The 16,854-nt window shown below is 71.6% G+C and carries 12 protein-coding genes; 10 read left to right on the top strand and 2 right to left on the bottom strand.

Annotation, left to right across the window (positions count from 1 at the left end; genetic code table 11):
• Complete coding sequence (ligA, locus tag IEZ03_RS09660) at nucleotides 1–2,169, top strand: NAD-dependent DNA ligase LigA (protein WP_184887172.1); 2,169 nt, start codon at nucleotides 1–3, stop codon at nucleotides 2,167–2,169.
• Nucleotides 2,170–2,423: 254 nt separating this feature from the next.
• Complete coding sequence (locus IEZ03_RS09655) at nucleotides 2,424–4,529, top strand: putative bifunctional diguanylate cyclase/phosphodiesterase (RefSeq protein WP_184887171.1); 2,106 nt, start codon at nucleotides 2,424–2,426, stop codon at nucleotides 4,527–4,529.
• Nucleotides 4,530–4,641: 112 nt separating this feature from the next.
• Here the strand turns inward: IEZ03_RS09655 and IEZ03_RS09650 are convergent, their stop codons facing one another.
• Nucleotides 4,642–4,887, bottom strand: coding sequence for a DUF6458 family protein (locus IEZ03_RS09650; protein WP_184887169.1), 246 nt, complete (start codon nucleotides 4,885–4,887; stop codon nucleotides 4,642–4,644).
• A gap of 146 nt (nucleotides 4,888–5,033) precedes the next feature.
• Here IEZ03_RS09650 and IEZ03_RS09645 point away from each other — a divergent pair, with 146 nt between their 5' ends.
• From IEZ03_RS09645 to gatB, 4 genes are all read left to right on the top strand, one after another.
• Nucleotides 5,034–5,354, top strand: coding sequence for a hypothetical protein (locus IEZ03_RS09645; RefSeq protein ID WP_184887167.1), 321 nt, complete (start codon nucleotides 5,034–5,036; stop codon nucleotides 5,352–5,354).
• Between the two features lie 91 nt (nucleotides 5,355–5,445).
• The gene (gene gatC / locus IEZ03_RS09640) at nucleotides 5,446–5,745 is read left to right on the top strand and encodes an Asp-tRNA(Asn)/Glu-tRNA(Gln) amidotransferase subunit GatC (protein ID WP_184887164.1); all 300 of its coding nucleotides are present in this window, start codon (nucleotides 5,446–5,448) and stop codon (nucleotides 5,743–5,745) included.
• Complete coding sequence (gatA, locus tag IEZ03_RS09635) at nucleotides 5,745–7,241, top strand: Asp-tRNA(Asn)/Glu-tRNA(Gln) amidotransferase subunit GatA (RefSeq protein ID WP_184887162.1); 1,497 nt, start codon at nucleotides 5,745–5,747, stop codon at nucleotides 7,239–7,241. Before gatC ends, gatA begins: the two co-directional genes overlap by 1 nt.
• Nucleotides 7,242–7,255: 14 nt before the next feature.
• Nucleotides 7,256–8,740 carry an Asp-tRNA(Asn)/Glu-tRNA(Gln) amidotransferase subunit GatB gene (gene gatB, locus IEZ03_RS09630; protein WP_184890818.1) on the top strand — a complete coding sequence of 495 codons (1,485 nt, stop codon included), beginning with the start codon at nucleotides 7,256–7,258 and terminating at the stop codon, nucleotides 8,738–8,740.
• A 42-nt stretch (nucleotides 8,741–8,782) separates the two neighbouring features.
• On the opposite strand, the gene IEZ03_RS09625 is transcribed toward gatB, so the two are convergent.
• Nucleotides 8,783–9,922 carry a PQQ-dependent sugar dehydrogenase gene (locus IEZ03_RS09625; protein WP_229808165.1) on the bottom strand — a complete coding sequence of 380 codons (1,140 nt, stop codon included), beginning with the start codon at nucleotides 9,920–9,922 and terminating at the stop codon, nucleotides 8,783–8,785.
• A gap of 467 nt (nucleotides 9,923–10,389) precedes the next feature.
• On the opposite strand from IEZ03_RS09625, the gene IEZ03_RS09620 reads away from it, so the two are divergent.
• The 4 genes from IEZ03_RS09620 to ilvC all read left to right on the top strand — a co-directional run bounded on the left by IEZ03_RS09620 (nucleotide 10,390) and on the right by ilvC (nucleotide 16,813).
• Complete coding sequence (locus IEZ03_RS09620; protein ID WP_184887160.1) at nucleotides 10,390–13,233, top strand: putative bifunctional diguanylate cyclase/phosphodiesterase; 2,844 nt, start codon at nucleotides 10,390–10,392, stop codon at nucleotides 13,231–13,233.
• A gap of 114 nt (nucleotides 13,234–13,347) precedes the next feature.
• Nucleotides 13,348–15,219: an acetolactate synthase large subunit gene (locus IEZ03_RS09615; RefSeq protein WP_268248527.1), complete on the top strand. Its 1,872-nt coding sequence runs from the start codon at nucleotides 13,348–13,350 to the stop codon at nucleotides 15,217–15,219.
• A gap of 5 nt (nucleotides 15,220–15,224) precedes the next feature.
• Entirely contained in the window at nucleotides 15,225–15,749 is a 525-nt protein-coding gene (gene ilvN / locus IEZ03_RS09610) for an acetolactate synthase small subunit (protein WP_184887156.1), read from the top strand.
• An 80-nt stretch (nucleotides 15,750–15,829) separates the two neighbouring features.
• Nucleotides 15,830–16,813: a ketol-acid reductoisomerase gene (gene ilvC / locus IEZ03_RS09605; RefSeq protein WP_184887153.1), complete on the top strand. Its 984-nt coding sequence runs from the start codon at nucleotides 15,830–15,832 to the stop codon at nucleotides 16,811–16,813.
• Nucleotides 16,814–16,854: the final 41 nt, after the last annotated feature.

The following is a 16,854-nucleotide window of genomic DNA, read 5'->3' as shown; positions in this document are numbered from 1 at the left end:
ATGACCATGAGCGACGGCGTTCCCACCGAGGCCCGGCAGCGGCATCTCGAGCTGAGCCAGGAGATCGACGAGGCCAACTACCGCTACTACGTCCTCGACCAGCCGTCGCTCACCGACGCCGAGTACGACCGGATGATGCGGGAGCTCCAGGAGCTGGAGGAGCGGCATCCGGAGCTGGTCACCCCCGACTCGCCGACGCAGCGGGTGGGCGCGCCGATCGTCACCGACTTCGCGACCGTCGAGCACCTGGAGCGGATGCAGAGCCTCGACAACGCGATGAGCGCCGACGAGCTGGTGGCGTGGGACGAGCGCGTCGTCAAGGAGGTCGGCAAGGTCGCCGGGTACCTGTGCGAGCTGAAGATCGACGGGCTGGCCATCGCGCTCACCTACGAGAACGGCCGGCTCGTGCGCGGGGTGACCCGCGGCGACGGGCGCACCGGCGAGGACGTCACCAACAACGTCCGCACGATCGCCGACATCCCGCACCGGCTGGCGGGGGAGGGCTGGCCGGACGTCCTGGAGGTCCGCGGCGAGGTCTTCCTCCCCGTCGAGGGGTTCGACCAGGTCAACGCCGCGCAGGTGGAGGCCGGCAAGGACCCGTTCGCCAACCCGCGCAACGCGGCCGCGGGGTCGCTCCGGCAGAAGGACCCGCGCGTCACCGCGCACCGGCCGCTCGGCATGCTCGTGCACGGCTTCGGCGCCTGGCGCGGCGGGACGCAGCCCGACAGCCAGTCAGAGGCCTACGAGCTGATGCGCGGCTGGGGGCTGCCGGTCAGCGACCGGTACCGGGTCCTCGACGGGATGGACGCCGTCCGCGCGTACGTCGCCGAGTACGGCGAGAACCGGCACGCCACCCCCTACGAGATCGACGGCGTGGTCGTCAAGGTCGACCAGTTCTCACTGCAGCGGCGGCTGGGCTCCACGAGCCGGGCGCCGCGGTGGGCGATCGCGTGGAAGTACCCGCCGGAGGAGGTCAACACCAAGCTCCTCGACATCAAGGTCGGCGTCGGCCGGACCGGGCGCGTCACCCCCTACGGCGTGATGGAGCCGGTCAAGGTCGCCGGGTCGACCGTCGAGCGCGCCACGCTGCACAACGAGGGCGAGGTGAAGCGCAAGGGCGTGCTGATCGGCGACACCGTCGTGCTGCGCAAGGCCGGCGACGTGATCCCCGAGATCGTCGCGCCGGTGACCGCGCTGCGGGACGGGTCCGAGCGCGAGTTCCAGATGCCGACGCACTGCCCCGAGTGCGGCACCGAGCTGGCCTACGAGAAGGAGGGCGCCGCCGACATCCGGTGCCCGAACGCCCGGTACTGCCCGGGGCAGCTGCGCGAGCGGGTGTTCTTCGTGGCCAGCCGCAACGCGCTGGACATCGAGGCGCTCGGCTACGTGGGGGCGACCGCGCTCACGCAGCCGCTCGAACCGGCCGAGCCGCCGGTCAAGAACGAGGGCGACCTGTTCCACCTGACCGTCGAGCAGCTCCTGCCGATCCGCAGCCTCGTGCTCGACCCGCGTACGGGCACGTCCAAGACCGACCCGAAGACCGGCGAGCCCAAGGTGGTGTCGTTCTTCGCCAACAAGGAGGGCGAGCCGAAGAAGACCGTCGAGATCCTCTTCGACGAGTTGGAGAAGGCGAAGAGGCAGCCGCTGTGGCGGGTGCTGGTGGCGCTGTCGATCCGGCACGTCGGGCCCTCGGCGGCGCGCGACCTGGCGCGGGAGATGCGCTCGATGGACGCGATCGCCAATGCCTCGGAGGAGGAGCTGGCGGCGGTCGACGGGGTCGGGCCGACGATCGCCGCGTCGATCAAGGCGTGGTTCGAGGTCGACTGGCACCGCGAGATCGTCGAGAAGTGGCGGGCCGCGGGCGTCCGGATGCAGGACGAGGGGGCGGCGGGCCCGCGCCCGCTGGAGGGCGTCACGGTGGTGATCACCGGATCCCTGGAGGGGTACAGCCGCGACTCGGCGACCGAGGCGGTGCAGCGGCTCGGCGGCAAGGTGTCGGGCTCGGTGTCGAAGAAGACGGGCTTCCTGGTCGCGGGCGACAGTCCCGGGTCCAAATACGACAAGGCCGTCAAACTGGGCGTTCCGGTCTTGGCGGAGGAGGGCTTCCGCGTCCTGCTCGCCGAGGGGCCGGATGCGGCCAGAAATGTGACGGTGCGCGTCGACGGATGACGCGGTGTGTTCGGGGTACTTCCACCAGGTTTGCGTTACTCAGGGGTACACTTCAACTACCCAACGGTGAGGGGTGGGTGCGATATGGGCATAACGCAACGTACGCAATCGGTTTCGCGAAGTTGAGCGAAGGCCGTACTCTCCCTCTCATCACGACCTACACCTGAATCTCCGGACGTAACGCCCGGGAAGCGTCCCCCGAGACCGGGGACGCCCGGAGCCGGGGGCCGGCCCCCGAACCCCCCGAGGATGTGATGAAGGACCCGAACAACACACGGAACACGGCCCCGCGCCGCGGCTCCCCGTTGTGGATCTACTTCGTCGTCGTCATCCTGCTCGGCGTGGCCGCGTGCGCCACCGCGTTCTCCGGGCTGAGCGGCGCCGACCTGGACGCGCTCGCCGGCGCGCCGGTCTTCTGGATCCTCGGCTGCTTCATCGTCTACGGCGAGCTGCGCCCCATCATCACCCCGGGCTCCAGGGAGAACAACGGCGCGACCACCTCCACCACCTTCTCGTTCGCCGCGCTGCTGTACGCGGGCCTGCCGATCGCCGCCGCCCTCCAGGTCGTCGCCGTCATCACCTGCGGGATCCTGCGCGGCCGCAGCGCGCACCGCATCGCCTTCAACGCCGCCCAGTACACCCTCAGCCTCGCCGCCGCCCAGCTCGTCCTCGCGGTCTTCGGCGATCTCGCCACGCCGACGGCCCTGTGGGTGCCCGACGGAGGCGACCTGCCCGCGATAGCGCTCGCCGGGGCGGTCTACTTCGCCTGCAACCACACGCTCGTCGGCTCCGCCGTCGCCCTGCACGAGCGGATCTCGCTGGCCAAGGCGCTCCGCGTCGACCTCGGCTACCAGGTCCTCGTGCACCTCGCGCTGCTCGGGCTGGCCCCGCTGATGGTCGTGGCGATGGATCGCTCCGCCCTGTTCGTGCCCCTCATCGTCCTGCCGTTCATCGCCGTGTACCTGAACGCCTCCGTCTCGGTCCGGCGCGAGCACCAGGCCCTGCACGACGGGCTCACCGGCCTCCCGAACCGCAAGCTCCTCATCGTCCGGACCGAGGAGGCCCTCGCCGAAGCGCGCGGCGCCGGGAAGCGCGCCCCGCGCTCCGCGGTCGGCAGGCCGCGCCGCCGCAGGAGCGAGCCGCAGCACGACCGCGCCGGCCTGTTCCTGCTCGACCTCGACCGCTTCAAGGAGGTCAACGACACCCTCGGGCACCCCACCGGCGACCGCCTCCTCCAGCTCGTCGCGCACCGCCTCACCCACAGCGTCCGGCCCGGCGACCTCGTCGCGCGGCTCGGCGGCGACGAGTTCGCGGTGCTGCTGCCGTCCGTCCGCGACGAGGCCGCCGCCCGCGAGGTCGCCGCCCGGCTACGGGCCGCGCTCAGCGAACCCGTCCGGCTCGACGGCATGTCGTTCGAACTGGAGGGCAGCGTGGGCATCGCGCTGTTCCCCGACCACGCGCCCGACTTCGAGCTGCTCCTGCAGCGCGCCGACGTCGCCATGTACAACGCCAAGGAGGCCCGCACGGGCGTCGAGATCTACTCGCCCGCCAAGGACCGCAACTCCCCGGCCCGGCTGAGCATGCTCGGCGACCTGCGCCGCGCCATCGACCGCTCCGAGCTGGAGCTGTTCTACCAGCCGAAGGTCTCCCTCCGGGACGGCCAGCTCGTCGGCATGGAGGCCCTCCTGCGCTGGCGGCACCCCGACAAGGGCGTCCTCGAACCGGAGGCGTTCCTGTCCGTCGCCGAGCAGACCTACCTGATGCGCTCGATCACCCACCACGTCGTGCAGGCCGCCCTCGCCCAGGCCGCCGCGTGGTGGCGCGAGGACCTCACCGTCCAGGTCGCGGTCAACGCCTCCGGACGCGACCTCCTCGACACCGGCCTCACCGAGACCATCGAGGAGGGCCTGCTCGCCCGCGGCCTCCCCGCCGCGGCCCTCCAGCTGGAGATCACCGAGCGGATCCTGATGAACGAGCCCGCCTACGCCTCCGACACCGTCAGCGCCCTCGCCGACCTCGGCATCCCGCTCAGCCTCGACGACTTCGGCACCGGCTACTCCTCGCTCGTCCGGCTCAAGCGCCTCCCCGTCGAGGAGATCAAGATCGACGCCTCGTTCGTGGGACGCCTCACCGAGTCCACCGACGACGCCGTCATCGTCCGCTCCATCGTCGACCTCGTCCGCACGCTGGGCCTGCGTTCGGTCGCCGAAGGCGTCGAAGACCCCGCCACCGCCCAGATGCTCCGCGATATGGGCTGCGACGCCGCCCAGGGCTGGCACTTCGGCCGCCCCATGGACGCCGAGACCGCCACCGACTGGCTCCGCCGCCACATGCAGCGAGCCCCAGAACCCGCGGCGTAGCTTTTTGCATTGCCCTTGGCGGTCGGGCCTGACCTGCCGTCAACGGACATCGCGACCAAGCACAGCATTGGGCGCACGCATGGCCGTTGGGACGGCATGCTTCACACCGGGGTCAGTAGCCTCGGCGGTACTCGTCCTCGTAGTAGTGCTCTTCGCGGACGACGGGCGGGGGCGGGCGGCGGTCGACGGCGCGGCGGGCGGAGGCGATCCGCACGATGCCGACGACCAGGCCGACCAGGCCGCCGACCATCAGGATCACGCCGACCAGGCGGATGTCGATGCCGCTGATGTCGTAGTTGACCGCGTAGGCCAGGATCGCTCCGATGATGAGGAGCGCGATGCTGCCGCCGATGGTCACGGCGGTCTCCTCTCGCTCGTCCTGAGGGACGACCAGAGGGTTCCCGCACAGGGCGAACTAAACAATGTGGGTAGATTTCCGGAAAAGCATCGCAAGATCGTTGGACTCCGGTCCAACAGTCGGCGGGCGTCGCTACTGTTCCGCGCATGGGTAACAGTTCACGGGTGGCCGTCGCGCTCATGGCCATGGGCGGCGCGATCGCCTGCTTCATCTTCTCCATGATCGCGGTCACCGCCGACAGCAACCAGAAGTACGCGGTCCAGGTGGCCATCCTCGGCGGGTTCGGCGTCCTCGCGCTCGCCACCTTCGCCGGGAGCATCCTCTCGGGCGCCTCCGCGGTCGCGCAGCCGCAGTACCGGCCGCAGCCCGTGCCGCCCGGTGCCGCGGGCTACCCGCCGCCGTACCCCGGCCAGCCGCAGCCCGGGTACCAGGCTCATCCGGGCCAGGCGCCTCCCGGGCAGCAATAGCGGCGTGCCGGGTGGTGATCGGGTCGGGTAGGAGGGGTGCGGGCCATAGGATGGGCGGCGAATCCCATCGATCCGCAGGAACGGTTTTCTCATGTCCGCCATCACCCGTGAAGAGGTCTCGCACCTCGCCCGGCTGTCCCGGCTGGCGCTCGGCGACGATGAGCTCGACCATCTCGCCGCCCAGCTCGACCAGATCATCTCCGCGGTCGCGCGGGTGCAGGAGGTCGCCGCGGAGGACATCCCGCCGACCTCGCACGCGCTGCCGCTGACCAACGTCTACCGGGCCGACGAGGTGCGCGAGTCCCTCGCGCCCGAGCAGGCCCTCGCGGGCGCGCCCGCGGCCGAGGAGCAGCGCTTCCGCGTCCCGCGGATCCTGGACGAGGAGGCCTGATGGAGCTGGTCGGGAAGGGGGCGGCGGAGCTCGGCGAGCTGCTCGCCGCCGGTGAGGTCTCCGCGGTCGAGGTCGCCGAGGCGCACCTGGACCGCATCGCGGCCGTGGACGGCAAGGTGAAGGCGTTCCTCCACGTCGACCGCGAGGCGACGCTGGCGCAGGCCCGCAGGGTGGACGAGCGGCGCGCGGCGGGGGAGGAGCTCGGCCCGCTGGCCGGCGTCCCCATCGCGCACAAGGACGTGTTCACCACGACCGACATGCCGACCACGGCGGGATCCAAGATCCTCGAGGGGTGGCGGCCGCCGTACGACGCGACGATCACGGCCCGCCTCCGCCAGGCCGGGCTGGTGATCCTCGGCAAGACGAACATGGACGAGTTCGCGATGGGCTCGTCCACGGAGAACAGCGCCTACGGCACCTCGCGCAACCCCTGGGACCTGGACCGGATCCCGGGCGGGTCGTCGGGCGGCTCGTCCGCGGCGGTGGCCGCGTTCGAGGCGCCGCTGTCCACCGGCACCGACACGGGCGGCTCGATCCGGCAGCCCGCGGCGGTCACCGGCATCGTCGGCATGAAGCCCACCTACGGGGGGTCGTCCCGGTACGGCGTGATCGCGTTCGCGTCGTCGCTGGACACGCCCGGCCCCTTCGCCCGCAACGTGCTGGACGCGGCGCTGCTGCACGAGGCGTTCAGCGGCCACGACCCGATGGACGCGACGTCGGTGCCCGAGCCCGTCCCGCCGGTCGTGGAGGCCGCGCGCCGCGCCGACGTCGACGGGCTCCGCGTCGGCGTCGTCAAGGAGTTCGCGGGGGAGGGCTACGAACCGGGCGTGTCGGCGCGCTTCAACGAGGCGGTCGAGCTGCTGGAGTCGCTCGGCGCGAAGGTCGTCGAGGTGTCCTGCCCGAACTTCACCTACGCGCTGCCCGCGTACTACCTGATCGCCCCGTCGGAGTGCTCGTCCAACCTCGCCCGCTTCGACGCGATGCGGTACGGCCTGCGCGTCGGGGACGACGGCACCCGCAGCGCCGAGGAGGTCATGGCGCTGACCCGCGCCGAGGGCTTCGGGCCCGAGGTCAAGCGGCGCATCATGCTCGGCACCTACGCCCTGTCGTCGGGCTACTACGACGCCTACTACGGCAAGGCGCAGCAGGTCCGCACGCTGATCAAGCGCGACTTCGAGGCCGCGTTCGAGCAGGTCGACGTGCTGGTGTCGCCGACCACCCCGACGACCGCGTTCCCGATCGGCGAGCGCGCCGACGACCCGATCGCGATGTACCTGGCCGACCTGTGCACGATCCCGGCCAACCTCACCGGCAACGCCGCGATCTCCGTGCCGTGCGGCCTCGCCGACGGCCTGCCGGCCGGCCTGCAGATCATGGCGCCCGTCCTCGGCGACGACCGCGTGTACCGCGTCGGCGCCGCCGTCGAGCGGGCCCTCGAAGACCGCTGGGGCGGCCCGCTGCTGGCGCAGGCCCCCGCACTGGTGGAGGCGAAGTGACCACTCCGACGCTGATGGACTACGACGAGGCGCTCGCGAAGTACGAGCCGGTGCTCGGGATCGAGACGCACATCGAGCTCGGCACCGCCTCGAAGATGTTCTGCGGCTGCGCGACCGGGTTCGGCGCGGAGCCGAACACGCAGGTGTGCCCGGTGTGCCTGGGGCTGCCGGGGTCGCTGCCGGTCACCAACCGCGCCGCGATCGAGGGCATCATCAAGATCGGCCTGGCGCTGAACTGCGACATCGTCGAATGGTGCAGGTTCGCCCGGAAGAACTACTTCTATCCGGACATGCCGAAGAACTATCAGATCTCGCAGTACGACGAGCCGCTCTGCGTCGACGGGCACCTGGAGGTCGAGGTCGAGGGCGAGACGTACCGGATCGAGATCGAGCGCGTCCACATGGAGGAGGACACCGGCAAGTCGCTGCACGTCGGCGGCTCGACCGGCCGCATCCACGGCGCCGAGTTCTCGCTGGTCGACTACAACCGGGCCGGGATCCCGCTGGTCGAGATCGTCACGAAGCCGATCGTCGCGACCGGTGAGAAGGCGCCGCTCGTCGCCCGCGCCTACGCGACCGAACTGCGCGAGCTGGTCCGCTCCCTCGGCGTCTCGGACGTGCGCATGGAGCAGGGCTCGATGCGCTGCGACGTCAACGTCTCGCTCATGCCGCGGGGCGCGGCCGAGTGGGGCACCCGGAGCGAGACCAAGAACGTCAACTCGCTCCGCTCGGTGGAGCGGGCCGTCCGGTCGGAGATCGAGCGGCAGGCCGGCGTGCTCTCCGACGGCGGCCGCGTGATCCAGGAGACCCGCCACTTCCACGAGGACACGGGCCGCACCACCAGCGGCCGGAGCAAGGAGGAGGCGCAGGACTACCGCTACTTCCCCGAGCCCGACCTGGTGCCGATGGCGCCGTCCCGGGAGTGGGTCGCGGAGATCCGTGCGTCGCTGCCCGAGCTCCCGGCCGCGCGGCGGCGCCGCATCCAGCAGGAGTGGAACCTCTCCGACCTGGAGCTGCGGGACGTCGTCAACGCCGGCGCCGTCGACCTCATCGAGGCGACGATCGCGCACGGCTCGGACGCCGCGGCCGCCCGCAAGTGGTGGATGAACGAGCTGTCCCGCCGCGCCACCGAGCAGGGCGTGGAGCTCGCCGACCTGCCGATCACGCCCGAGCAGGTCGCCCGCGTCCAGGCGATGATCGCCGCCGGCGAGCTGAACGACAAGCTGGCCCGCAAGGTGTTCGAGGGCGTCCTCGCGGGCGAGGGCGGCCCGGACGAGGTCGTCGCCGCCCGCGGGCTCAAGGTCGTCAGCGACGACGGCGAGCTGTCCGCAGTGATCGACCAGGTCATCGCCGACAACGCCGACGTGGCCGACAAGATCCGCGCCGGGAAGGTCGCCGCCGCCGGCGCCCTCGTCGGCGCCGTCATGAAGGCCACCCGGGGGCAGGCCGACGCCGGCCGCGCCCGCGAGCTCATCCTGGAGAAGCTCGGCGCCTCCTGACGCAGCGCCGTTCCCCTCGGCCGGCCCCGGTGGGCAGGACGGCTAGCCGAGGGGAACGTTCATGATGCGGTCGTCGTCGGGTCCCGGGTCGCCGCGGCCGTCCTTGTTGCTGGTGGCGAACCAGAGGGAGCCGCCCGGCGCCTCCGCGACGGCGCGGATCCGGCCGAAGCCGGAGTCGAAGCGCGCGACCGGGCGGCCCGCCTTGCCGTCGTCGACGGGCACCTGCCAGAGGCGTTCGCCGCGCAGGGCGGCGGCCCAGAGGGAGCCGTCGGCGTAGGCGAGACCGGACGGGGACGCCTCGTCGGTCGTCCAGGTCAGGAGGGGGTTCGTGAACCCCTCGCGGTCGCCCTCGCCCTCGACCTCGGGCCAGCCGTAGTTGTTGCCGCGCTCGATGAGGTTGATCTCGTCGAAGCGGTTCTGGCCGAACTCGGTGGCGTACATGCGGTCCTCGTCGTCCCAGGCGAGTCCCTGCACGTTGCGGTGGCCGTACGTCCAGGTGCGGTTGCCGAAGGGGTTGTCCGGGGCGGGCTTCCCGTCCGGGGTCACGCGGAGGATCTTGCCGCCGAGGGAGTCCCTGTCCTGGGACAGGTCGCTGTCGCCGGCGTCCCCGGTGGCGATGTAGAGCATCTTGTCCGGGCCGAACGCGATGCGGCCGCCGTTGTGGTTGCCGGCCTTCGGAATGCCGGTGACGACGGGCTCGGGCGAGCCGAGTTCGCCGCCGTCGTAGGAGGCGCGGACGACGCGGTTGTCCGACGCCGCCGTGAAGTACAGGTAGACGAGCTTGTCATCGGAGTACCCGGGGGAGACGGCCACGCCCATCAGGCCGCCCTCGCCGCCGGGTTCCACGCCGGGCACCTCCCCGACGGCCTTCTTCTCCCCGGACCGGGTGACGCGCATCAGGCGGGCGCTGTCGCGTTCGGTCACCAGGGCGTCGCCGCCCGGCAGGAACGCCACCGCCCACGGGACCTCCAGGCCGGTGGCGACGGCGCGCGGCTCGCCGGGCTCGGCGGTGCCGCCCGTGCCGCCCGTGCCGCCGCCCGTCCCGGCCGTGCCGCTCGCGGTCGCCGGCGGCGGCGTGCGGACCCCGCCGTCCTCATCCGAGGACGGCGACCCGCAGGCCGCGAGCACCAGCACGGCCGAGACCACGACGGCCGGGACCGGGACGATCATGTGCCTTCGCATGAGCACCTCCCGTAGTTAGTACGGATCCGCACGGCCGGCCGTTCCAATCCGGGCGAGGTCATTTCCCTGCACGGCGCGATATTCGTACCCGGACACGGCCCCCGAATAATGCTCACTCTGCGTGACGCAGGGCAGGACACCGCATCCGTGACGATCGGCTTTCGGGTGTCCCAAATCGGTTTTCGACGAGGTCGTTTGTCTCCGGGAGGACGCTCAGCCTCAATCGCTCCGTGACCTATGGAACGTACATTGAGCGCGACGGTGATCCCGTAGGGCAGCGACGTCGCTGATCTCCGGCAGGCGAGGCCGACCCGCTCGCCACCGGCTCGCGCCGACCCCCGCGCGGGCACGATCCATGATCTTCCGTCCGTTATATGGCGAAGGTCGGGACCCGAAATCTCCCCCTGGCGCGGTGCGGCGTCTGCAGGGACCGAACGCTCCACCGGGGCAGGAAGGGACACGGCGAGATGAGCGGCGATTACGCCAGGCGGGTGCCGCCGCGTGCGCTGCCGGTCGCCATGGCCGCCGTCGTCGGCGTCCTGTACGCCACCGGTTCGCTTCTCGGCTGGGGCGGCAACACTTTCATCACCTGGGCCGAGGCGGGTGCCGCGGGCGCCGCCGCGGTCTCCCTGCTGCTGTCGGCCCGGCGGCCGAGCGGCGGACAGCCGGACACCGCGCCCGGCGGCGTCTGGACCACCTCCTGGCGCTGGTACGGGATCGCCTCCGCGTCGTGGTTCGCGGGCGCCGTGGGCGCCGCCCTGATCGACGGATACCGCCGCAGCGCCCTGTCCCTGTCGGTGCCCGACCTCTTCTACCTGCTCGCCCTGGTGGCGCTCGTCATCGGCCTCGTCGCGCCGATCAGGCTGCCCCGGGACGCCGGGACGTGGCTGCGCTACGCCGCCGACACCTACGTCTGCGCCTGCGCCCTCTTCGTGCTCGGCTGGGTCGCCCTGTTCGGCGCGCTCTACCACCGGACGGGGGAGTCGCCGCCGGAGTTCCTGCTGGAGCTGCTGTACCCGCTGATCGGCATCGTGTTCGTCTGCGGCGCGCTGCCCTTCGTGCTGGGAGCCGCGCGCGGGCACCGGCGGCTCGCCTGGATGGGGTACGGCGCGCTGGCCGCCATCGCGGCCGCCGACATCGTGACGACGTTCGTCCGGCTGGACGGCGGCGGACCGGCGGACGACCCGTCCGACATCCTGCGCCTGGCCGGGCTGCTGCTCCTGCTGCTGGTGCCGTGGACGGGCCCGGCCGCCGAGCCCGCGCCGCCGGTCGACGACATCCCCGACGACGTGGCCGAGCCGGACGCGGTCGCCCGCACCGGCGGGAAGCAGGGCCGCATGATCGGGCCGGGCATCGCCCCCGCGGCGATCGCCGCCGCGGCCGCCATGTTCATCGCCGGCCACTCGCTCACCGGGCACAACGGCCTCGAACCGGGCATCTCGATCGTGGCGGGCACCGCGGCGCTGGTGCTGATCGCGCGGCTGGCGGGCCTGCTCCGCGAGAACGACGCGCTCCGCCGCGCCGTGGAGACCGGCGAGGAGCACTTCCGGGCGCTGTCGGAGAGCATCAACGACGCCGTGCTCATCTGCGACGTGGACGCCACCGTCCAGTACGCCAGCGCCGGCGCCCTGCGGACGTACCACTACGAGCCCGACGAGCTGCTCGGGCGCCCGCTGCACGAGATCGTCCACCCGGAGGACCTGCCGCGCGTCGAGGACGTGTTCCGCGAGGTCCTGGACGAGGAGTCCGTCGACGAGGCGCTGCGCGTGTCGTGCCGGGTGCGCGCGGCGGACGGGACGTGGCTGCCGACCGAGTCCACGATCTCCCGCTACAGCGGGTCCGACGGCGCGCCCACGCGGCTGCTCGTCACCACCCGGGACCTCAGCGAGCAGGCGGCGCTGCAGCGCCAGGTGGCGCACCTGACGTTCCACGACGGCCTGACGGGCCTGCCCAACCGGTCCTACTTCGAGGAGCGCACCCGGGAGGTGCTGTCGCGGCACGAGCCGTCCGGCGGCGAGGTCGCGGTCGTGTTCGTCGACCTGGACGGCTTCACGGCGGTGAACGACTCCGACGGGCACGCGGCCGGCGACCAGGTGCTGGCGCAGGCCGCCCGGAGGCTGCGCGCGACCGTCCACGCCGACGACACGGTGGCCCGCTGGGGCGGTGACGAGTTCGCCGTCCTCGTCCAGCTGCCGCCGGACGACGGTGAGACGCGCGCCACTGTCGAGCTCGCGGGACGGCTCCTGCGCGCACTTTCGGTCGACCCTTATCAGGTGGGCAACAAGCACATCGTGCTGACGGCGAGTGTCGGCATCGCCTTCGCCGGGGACGAGGAGCAGCCCGCTGGCGCGGCCGCCGGGAACGCCGCCGAGGCGGGCCGCCGGCTCCGCCGCACCGCGGCCGATCTGCTCCGCAACGGCGACCTGGCGATGGCCCGTGCGAAAGAGGCCGGCGGCGGGCGCGTCGAGGTGTACGCGCCGCACATGCACGCGGACGTCGTCCGGCGCCTGGAGCTCGGCAGCGACCTCCAGCAGGCGCTGGCCGAGGAGGAGTTCGCGATCGAGTTCCAGCCGATGGTGGACCTCGCGACGTCCCGGGTGACCGGTGTGGAGGCGCTGCTGCGCTGGTGGCGGGGCAGCGAGGCCGTCCCGCCGGAGGAGTTCATCGGCCCGGCGGAGGAGTCCGGCCTGATGGTCCCGCTCGGCGACTGGGTGCTGCGGGAGGCGTGCCGCGAGGTCGCGCGGTGGCGCGGGGACGCGTGGGACGTCGGCCTGTCGGTCAACTTCACCGCCCGGCAGATCGCCGCGCCCCGGTTCGTGGAGTCGGTCGCGGCGGCGCTGGAGGAGACCGGGCTGCCGCCGCAGGCCCTCACGCTGGAGGTGCGCGAGGAGGTCCTCGTCGAGGACGCGGGCCAGAACGTGGAGCGCCTGTCCGAGCTGCGGAACCTCGGGGTGCGCCTCGCGATCGACGACTTCGGCACCGGCTACGCCTCGCTCGCCTACCTCGGGCAGCTCCCCGTCGACGTCATCAAGATCGACCCGTCTTTCGTGGCGGGCCTCGGGTCGGACGAGACCCGCACCCTGCTCACCCGGACGATCGTGCGGCTCGGCAGCGACCTCGGGCTGACCGTGGTCGCGGAGGGCATCGAGCGGCCCGAGCAGCTGGAGGCGCTGCGCGAGATGGGCTGCCCGCGCGGCCAGGGCTTCCTGGTGGCGCGCCCGATGGCGGCCGGGCGGGTCGAGTCGCTGGTGCGCACCAACCTGGAAGGGCACGCCCCGTCCGGCGACGTCGCGCTGCCGCTGCCGGGCTGAGCGGCGGCGGAAAATCGTCTCGGCATCTGAGACAAAGCGTCCACGGATTTGACCGGGGGCCGGACATCGGCGAAAGTGGGCACGTGCAGAGCACCATCACCATCCTCGTAGTACTTGGTCGGCGCGCAGGCTGACCAAGCTCCTCGTCCTGCGCGCCTCCCCTCGACCGCCTCACGGCGGCGGGGGTTTTTTGTTGCCCGGCGAGCCTCCAACCACTCCCCAAGGAAAACGCAGATCATGACGACCGAACAGATGACGGGAGCCCAGGCGCTGGTCCGCGCCCTGGAGAACGTCGGCGTCGACACGGTGTTCGGCATCCCGGGCGGCGCGATCCTCCCGGCCTACGACCCGCTCTTCGACTCCGCGAAGCTGCGCCACATCCTCGTCCGGCACGAGCAGGGCGCCGGCCACGCGGCCCAGGGCTACGCGATGGTGACCGGCCGGGTGGGCGTGTGCATGGCCACCAGCGGGCCGGGCGCGACGAACCTCGTCACCGCGATCTCCGACGCCTACATGGACTCGGTCCCCATGGTGGCCATCACCGGGCAGGTGGCGTCGTCCCTCATCGGGACGGACGGCTTCCAGGAGGCCGACATCGCCGGCATCACGATGCCGATCACCAAGCACAACTTCCTGGTCACCAAGGCCGCCGACATCGGCCGCACGATCGCCGAGGCGTTCCACATCGCCTCCACCGGCCGGCCCGGCCCCGTCCTCGTCGACATCGCCAAGGACGCACTGCAGGCCACGGTCGACTTCGAGTGGCCCGTCCCGCTGCAGCTCCCCGGGTACCGGCCCGTCACCCGGCCGCACAGCAAGCAGGTCCGCGAGGCGGCGCGGCTGATCGTCTCGTCCGAGCGCCCGGTGCTGTACGTCGGCGGCGGCGTCCTGAAGGCCGGCGCGTCCGCCGAGCTGAAGGTGCTCGCCGAGCTGACCGGCGCGCCGGTCGTCACCACGCTGATGGCCAAGGGGACGCTGCCCGACAGCCACCCGCTGCACATGGGCATGCCGGGCATGCACGGCGCCGTCGGCGCGGTCGGCGCGCTGCAGCGGGCCGACCTGCTGGTCACCCTCGGCGCCCGGTTCGACGACCGCGTCACCGGCAAGCTCGACGGGTTCGCGCCCGGAGCCAAGGTCGTGCACGCCGACATCGACCCCGCGGAGATCTCCAAGAACCGGCACGCCGACGTCCCGATCGTCGGGGACGCCCGGGAGGTCATCGCCGACCTCATCGTCGCCGTGCAGAACGAGCACGAGGCCGGCCGCAAGGGCGACTACACCGACTGGTGGCGGCAACTCGACGCCTGGCGCGACACGTACCCGCTGGGCTACGACACGCCGGACGACGGCTCCCTGTCCCCGCAGTACGTGATCGAGCGCATCGGGAAGGCCGCCGGGCCGGACGCGTACTACGTCGCGGGCGTCGGCCAGCACCAGATGTGGGCCGCGCAGTTCATCAAGTACGAGCGGCCGGGCGCGTTCCTGAACTCCGGCGGCGCCGGGACGATGGGCTACGCCGTCCCCGCGGCGATGGGCGCCAAGGTCGCCGCGCCGGACGCGACGGTCTGGGCGATCGACGGCGACGGCTGCTTCCAGATGACCAACCAGGAGCTCGCGACCTGCGCGATCGAGGGCATCCCCGTCAAGATCGCCGTGATCAACAACGGGAACCTCGGCATGGTCCGGCAGTGGCAGACGCTCTTCTACAACGAGCGCTACTCCAACACGAATCTGCACGCCGCCAAGCGCATCCCCGACTTCGTCAAGCTCGCCGAGGCGTACGGTTGTGTCGGCCTCCGCTGCGAGAAGGCCGAGGACGTCGACGAGGTCATCGCCAAGGCCATGGAGATCAACGACGCCCCGGTCGTGATCGACTTCATCGTGCACAAGGACGCCATGGTGTGGCCGATGGTCGCGGCCGGCACCACCAACGACGACATCAAGATCGCGCGGGACTTGGCTCCCGAGTGGGAGAACGGAGACTGACCCCGATGAGCCTGCACACCCTGTCGGTGCTCGTGGAGAACAAGCCCGGCATCCTGGCCCGGGTCGCGTCGCTGTTCTCCCGGCGCGGCTTCAACATCGAGTCGCTCGCGGTCGGCGTCACCGAGCACCCGGAGATCTCCCGGATGACGATCGTGGTGAACGTCGCCGACCTGCCCCTGGAGCAGGTCACCAAGCAGCTCAACAAGCTGGTGAACGTCCTGAAGATCGTCGAGCTGGACTCCTCGGCGTCCGTCCAGCGCGAGCTCGTGCTGGTCAAGGTGCGCGCCGACGCCGAGACGCGCTCGCAGGTCCTGGAGACCGTCCAGCTCTTCCGTGCCAAGGTGGTGGACGTCGCGCCGGACGCCGTCACCATCGAGGCGACCGGCAACCGCGACAAGCTGGACGCGTTCATCCGGATCATGGAACCGTTCGGCATCAAGGAACTGGTGCAGTCGGGCATGGTGGCCATCGGCCGCGGCACCCGCTCCATCACCGACCGCTCGCTGCGCGCCATGGAGCGCAGCGCCTGACGGCACCCGGCAGCTGAACCGCACGCCATCGGGCGCGTGACACAACCACCACAACGAAAGGCAACAGCACTGTGGCTGAGATGTTCTACGACGACGCCGCCGACCTGGGCGTGATCCAGGGCCGGCACGTCGCGATCATCGGATACGGCAGCCAGGGGCACGCGCACGCGCTCTCCCTGCGCGACTCCGGCGTCGACGTGCGGGTCGGGCTCCGCGAGGGGTCGGCGAGCCGCGCGAAGGCGGAGGCCGAGGGCCTGCGCGTCGTCACCCCGGCGGAGGCGGCCGAGGAGGCCGACCTGATCATGCTGCTGGCCCCGGACCACCACCACCGGGAGATCTTCGAGAAGGACATCAAGCCCGCGCTCGTCGAGGGCGACGCGCTGTTCTTCGGGCACGGCTTCAGCATCCGCTACGACCTCGTCCAGCCGCCGGAGGGCGTGGACGTGGCGATGGTCGCGCCGAAGGGCCCGGGCCACCTCGTCCGCCGCCAGTACGTCGCCGGGCGCGGCGTCCCGGTCATCGTGGCCGTGGAGAAGGACCCGACCGGCAACGCGTGGCCGCTGGCCCTCTCCTACGCCAAGGCCATCGGCGGCCTCCGCGCGGGCGGCATCAAGACCACCTTCACCGAGGAGACCGAGACCGACCTGTTCGGCGAGCAGACGGTGCTGTGCGGCGGCGTCTCCGAGCTGATCAAGACCGGGTTCGAGGTGCTGACCGAGGCCGGCTACCAGCCGGAGGTCGCCTACTTCGAGGTCCTGCACGAGATGAAGCTGATCGTCGACCTCATGTACGAGGGCGGCATCCACAAGATGTACTGGTCGGTGTCCGACAACGCCGAGTACGGCGGCTACAGCCGCGGGCCGCGCGTGATCACGCCGGAGACCAAGGCCGCGATGAAGAAGATCCTCGGCGAGATCCAGTCCGGGCAGTACGCCAAGGAGCTGGTGGACGAGTTCGAGGGCGGCCAGAAGCAGTTCCAGCAGTACCGCGACGAGCTGGCCGCGCACCCCATCGAGAAGACGGGCGGCGAGCTGCGCCCGATGATGAGCTGGCTGAACGACTAGTCGCCTCCGCGACCTGCGGTGCGCCGTCACGGGCACCCGTC

The organism is Actinomadura livida, from assembly GCF_014648675.1.
Taxonomy (GTDB): Bacteria; Actinomycetota; Actinomycetes; order Streptosporangiales; family Streptosporangiaceae; genus Spirillospora; species Spirillospora livida.
Note: the sequence above shows the minus strand (reverse complement) of the source record. Positions and strands in the feature narration are given on the sequence as shown.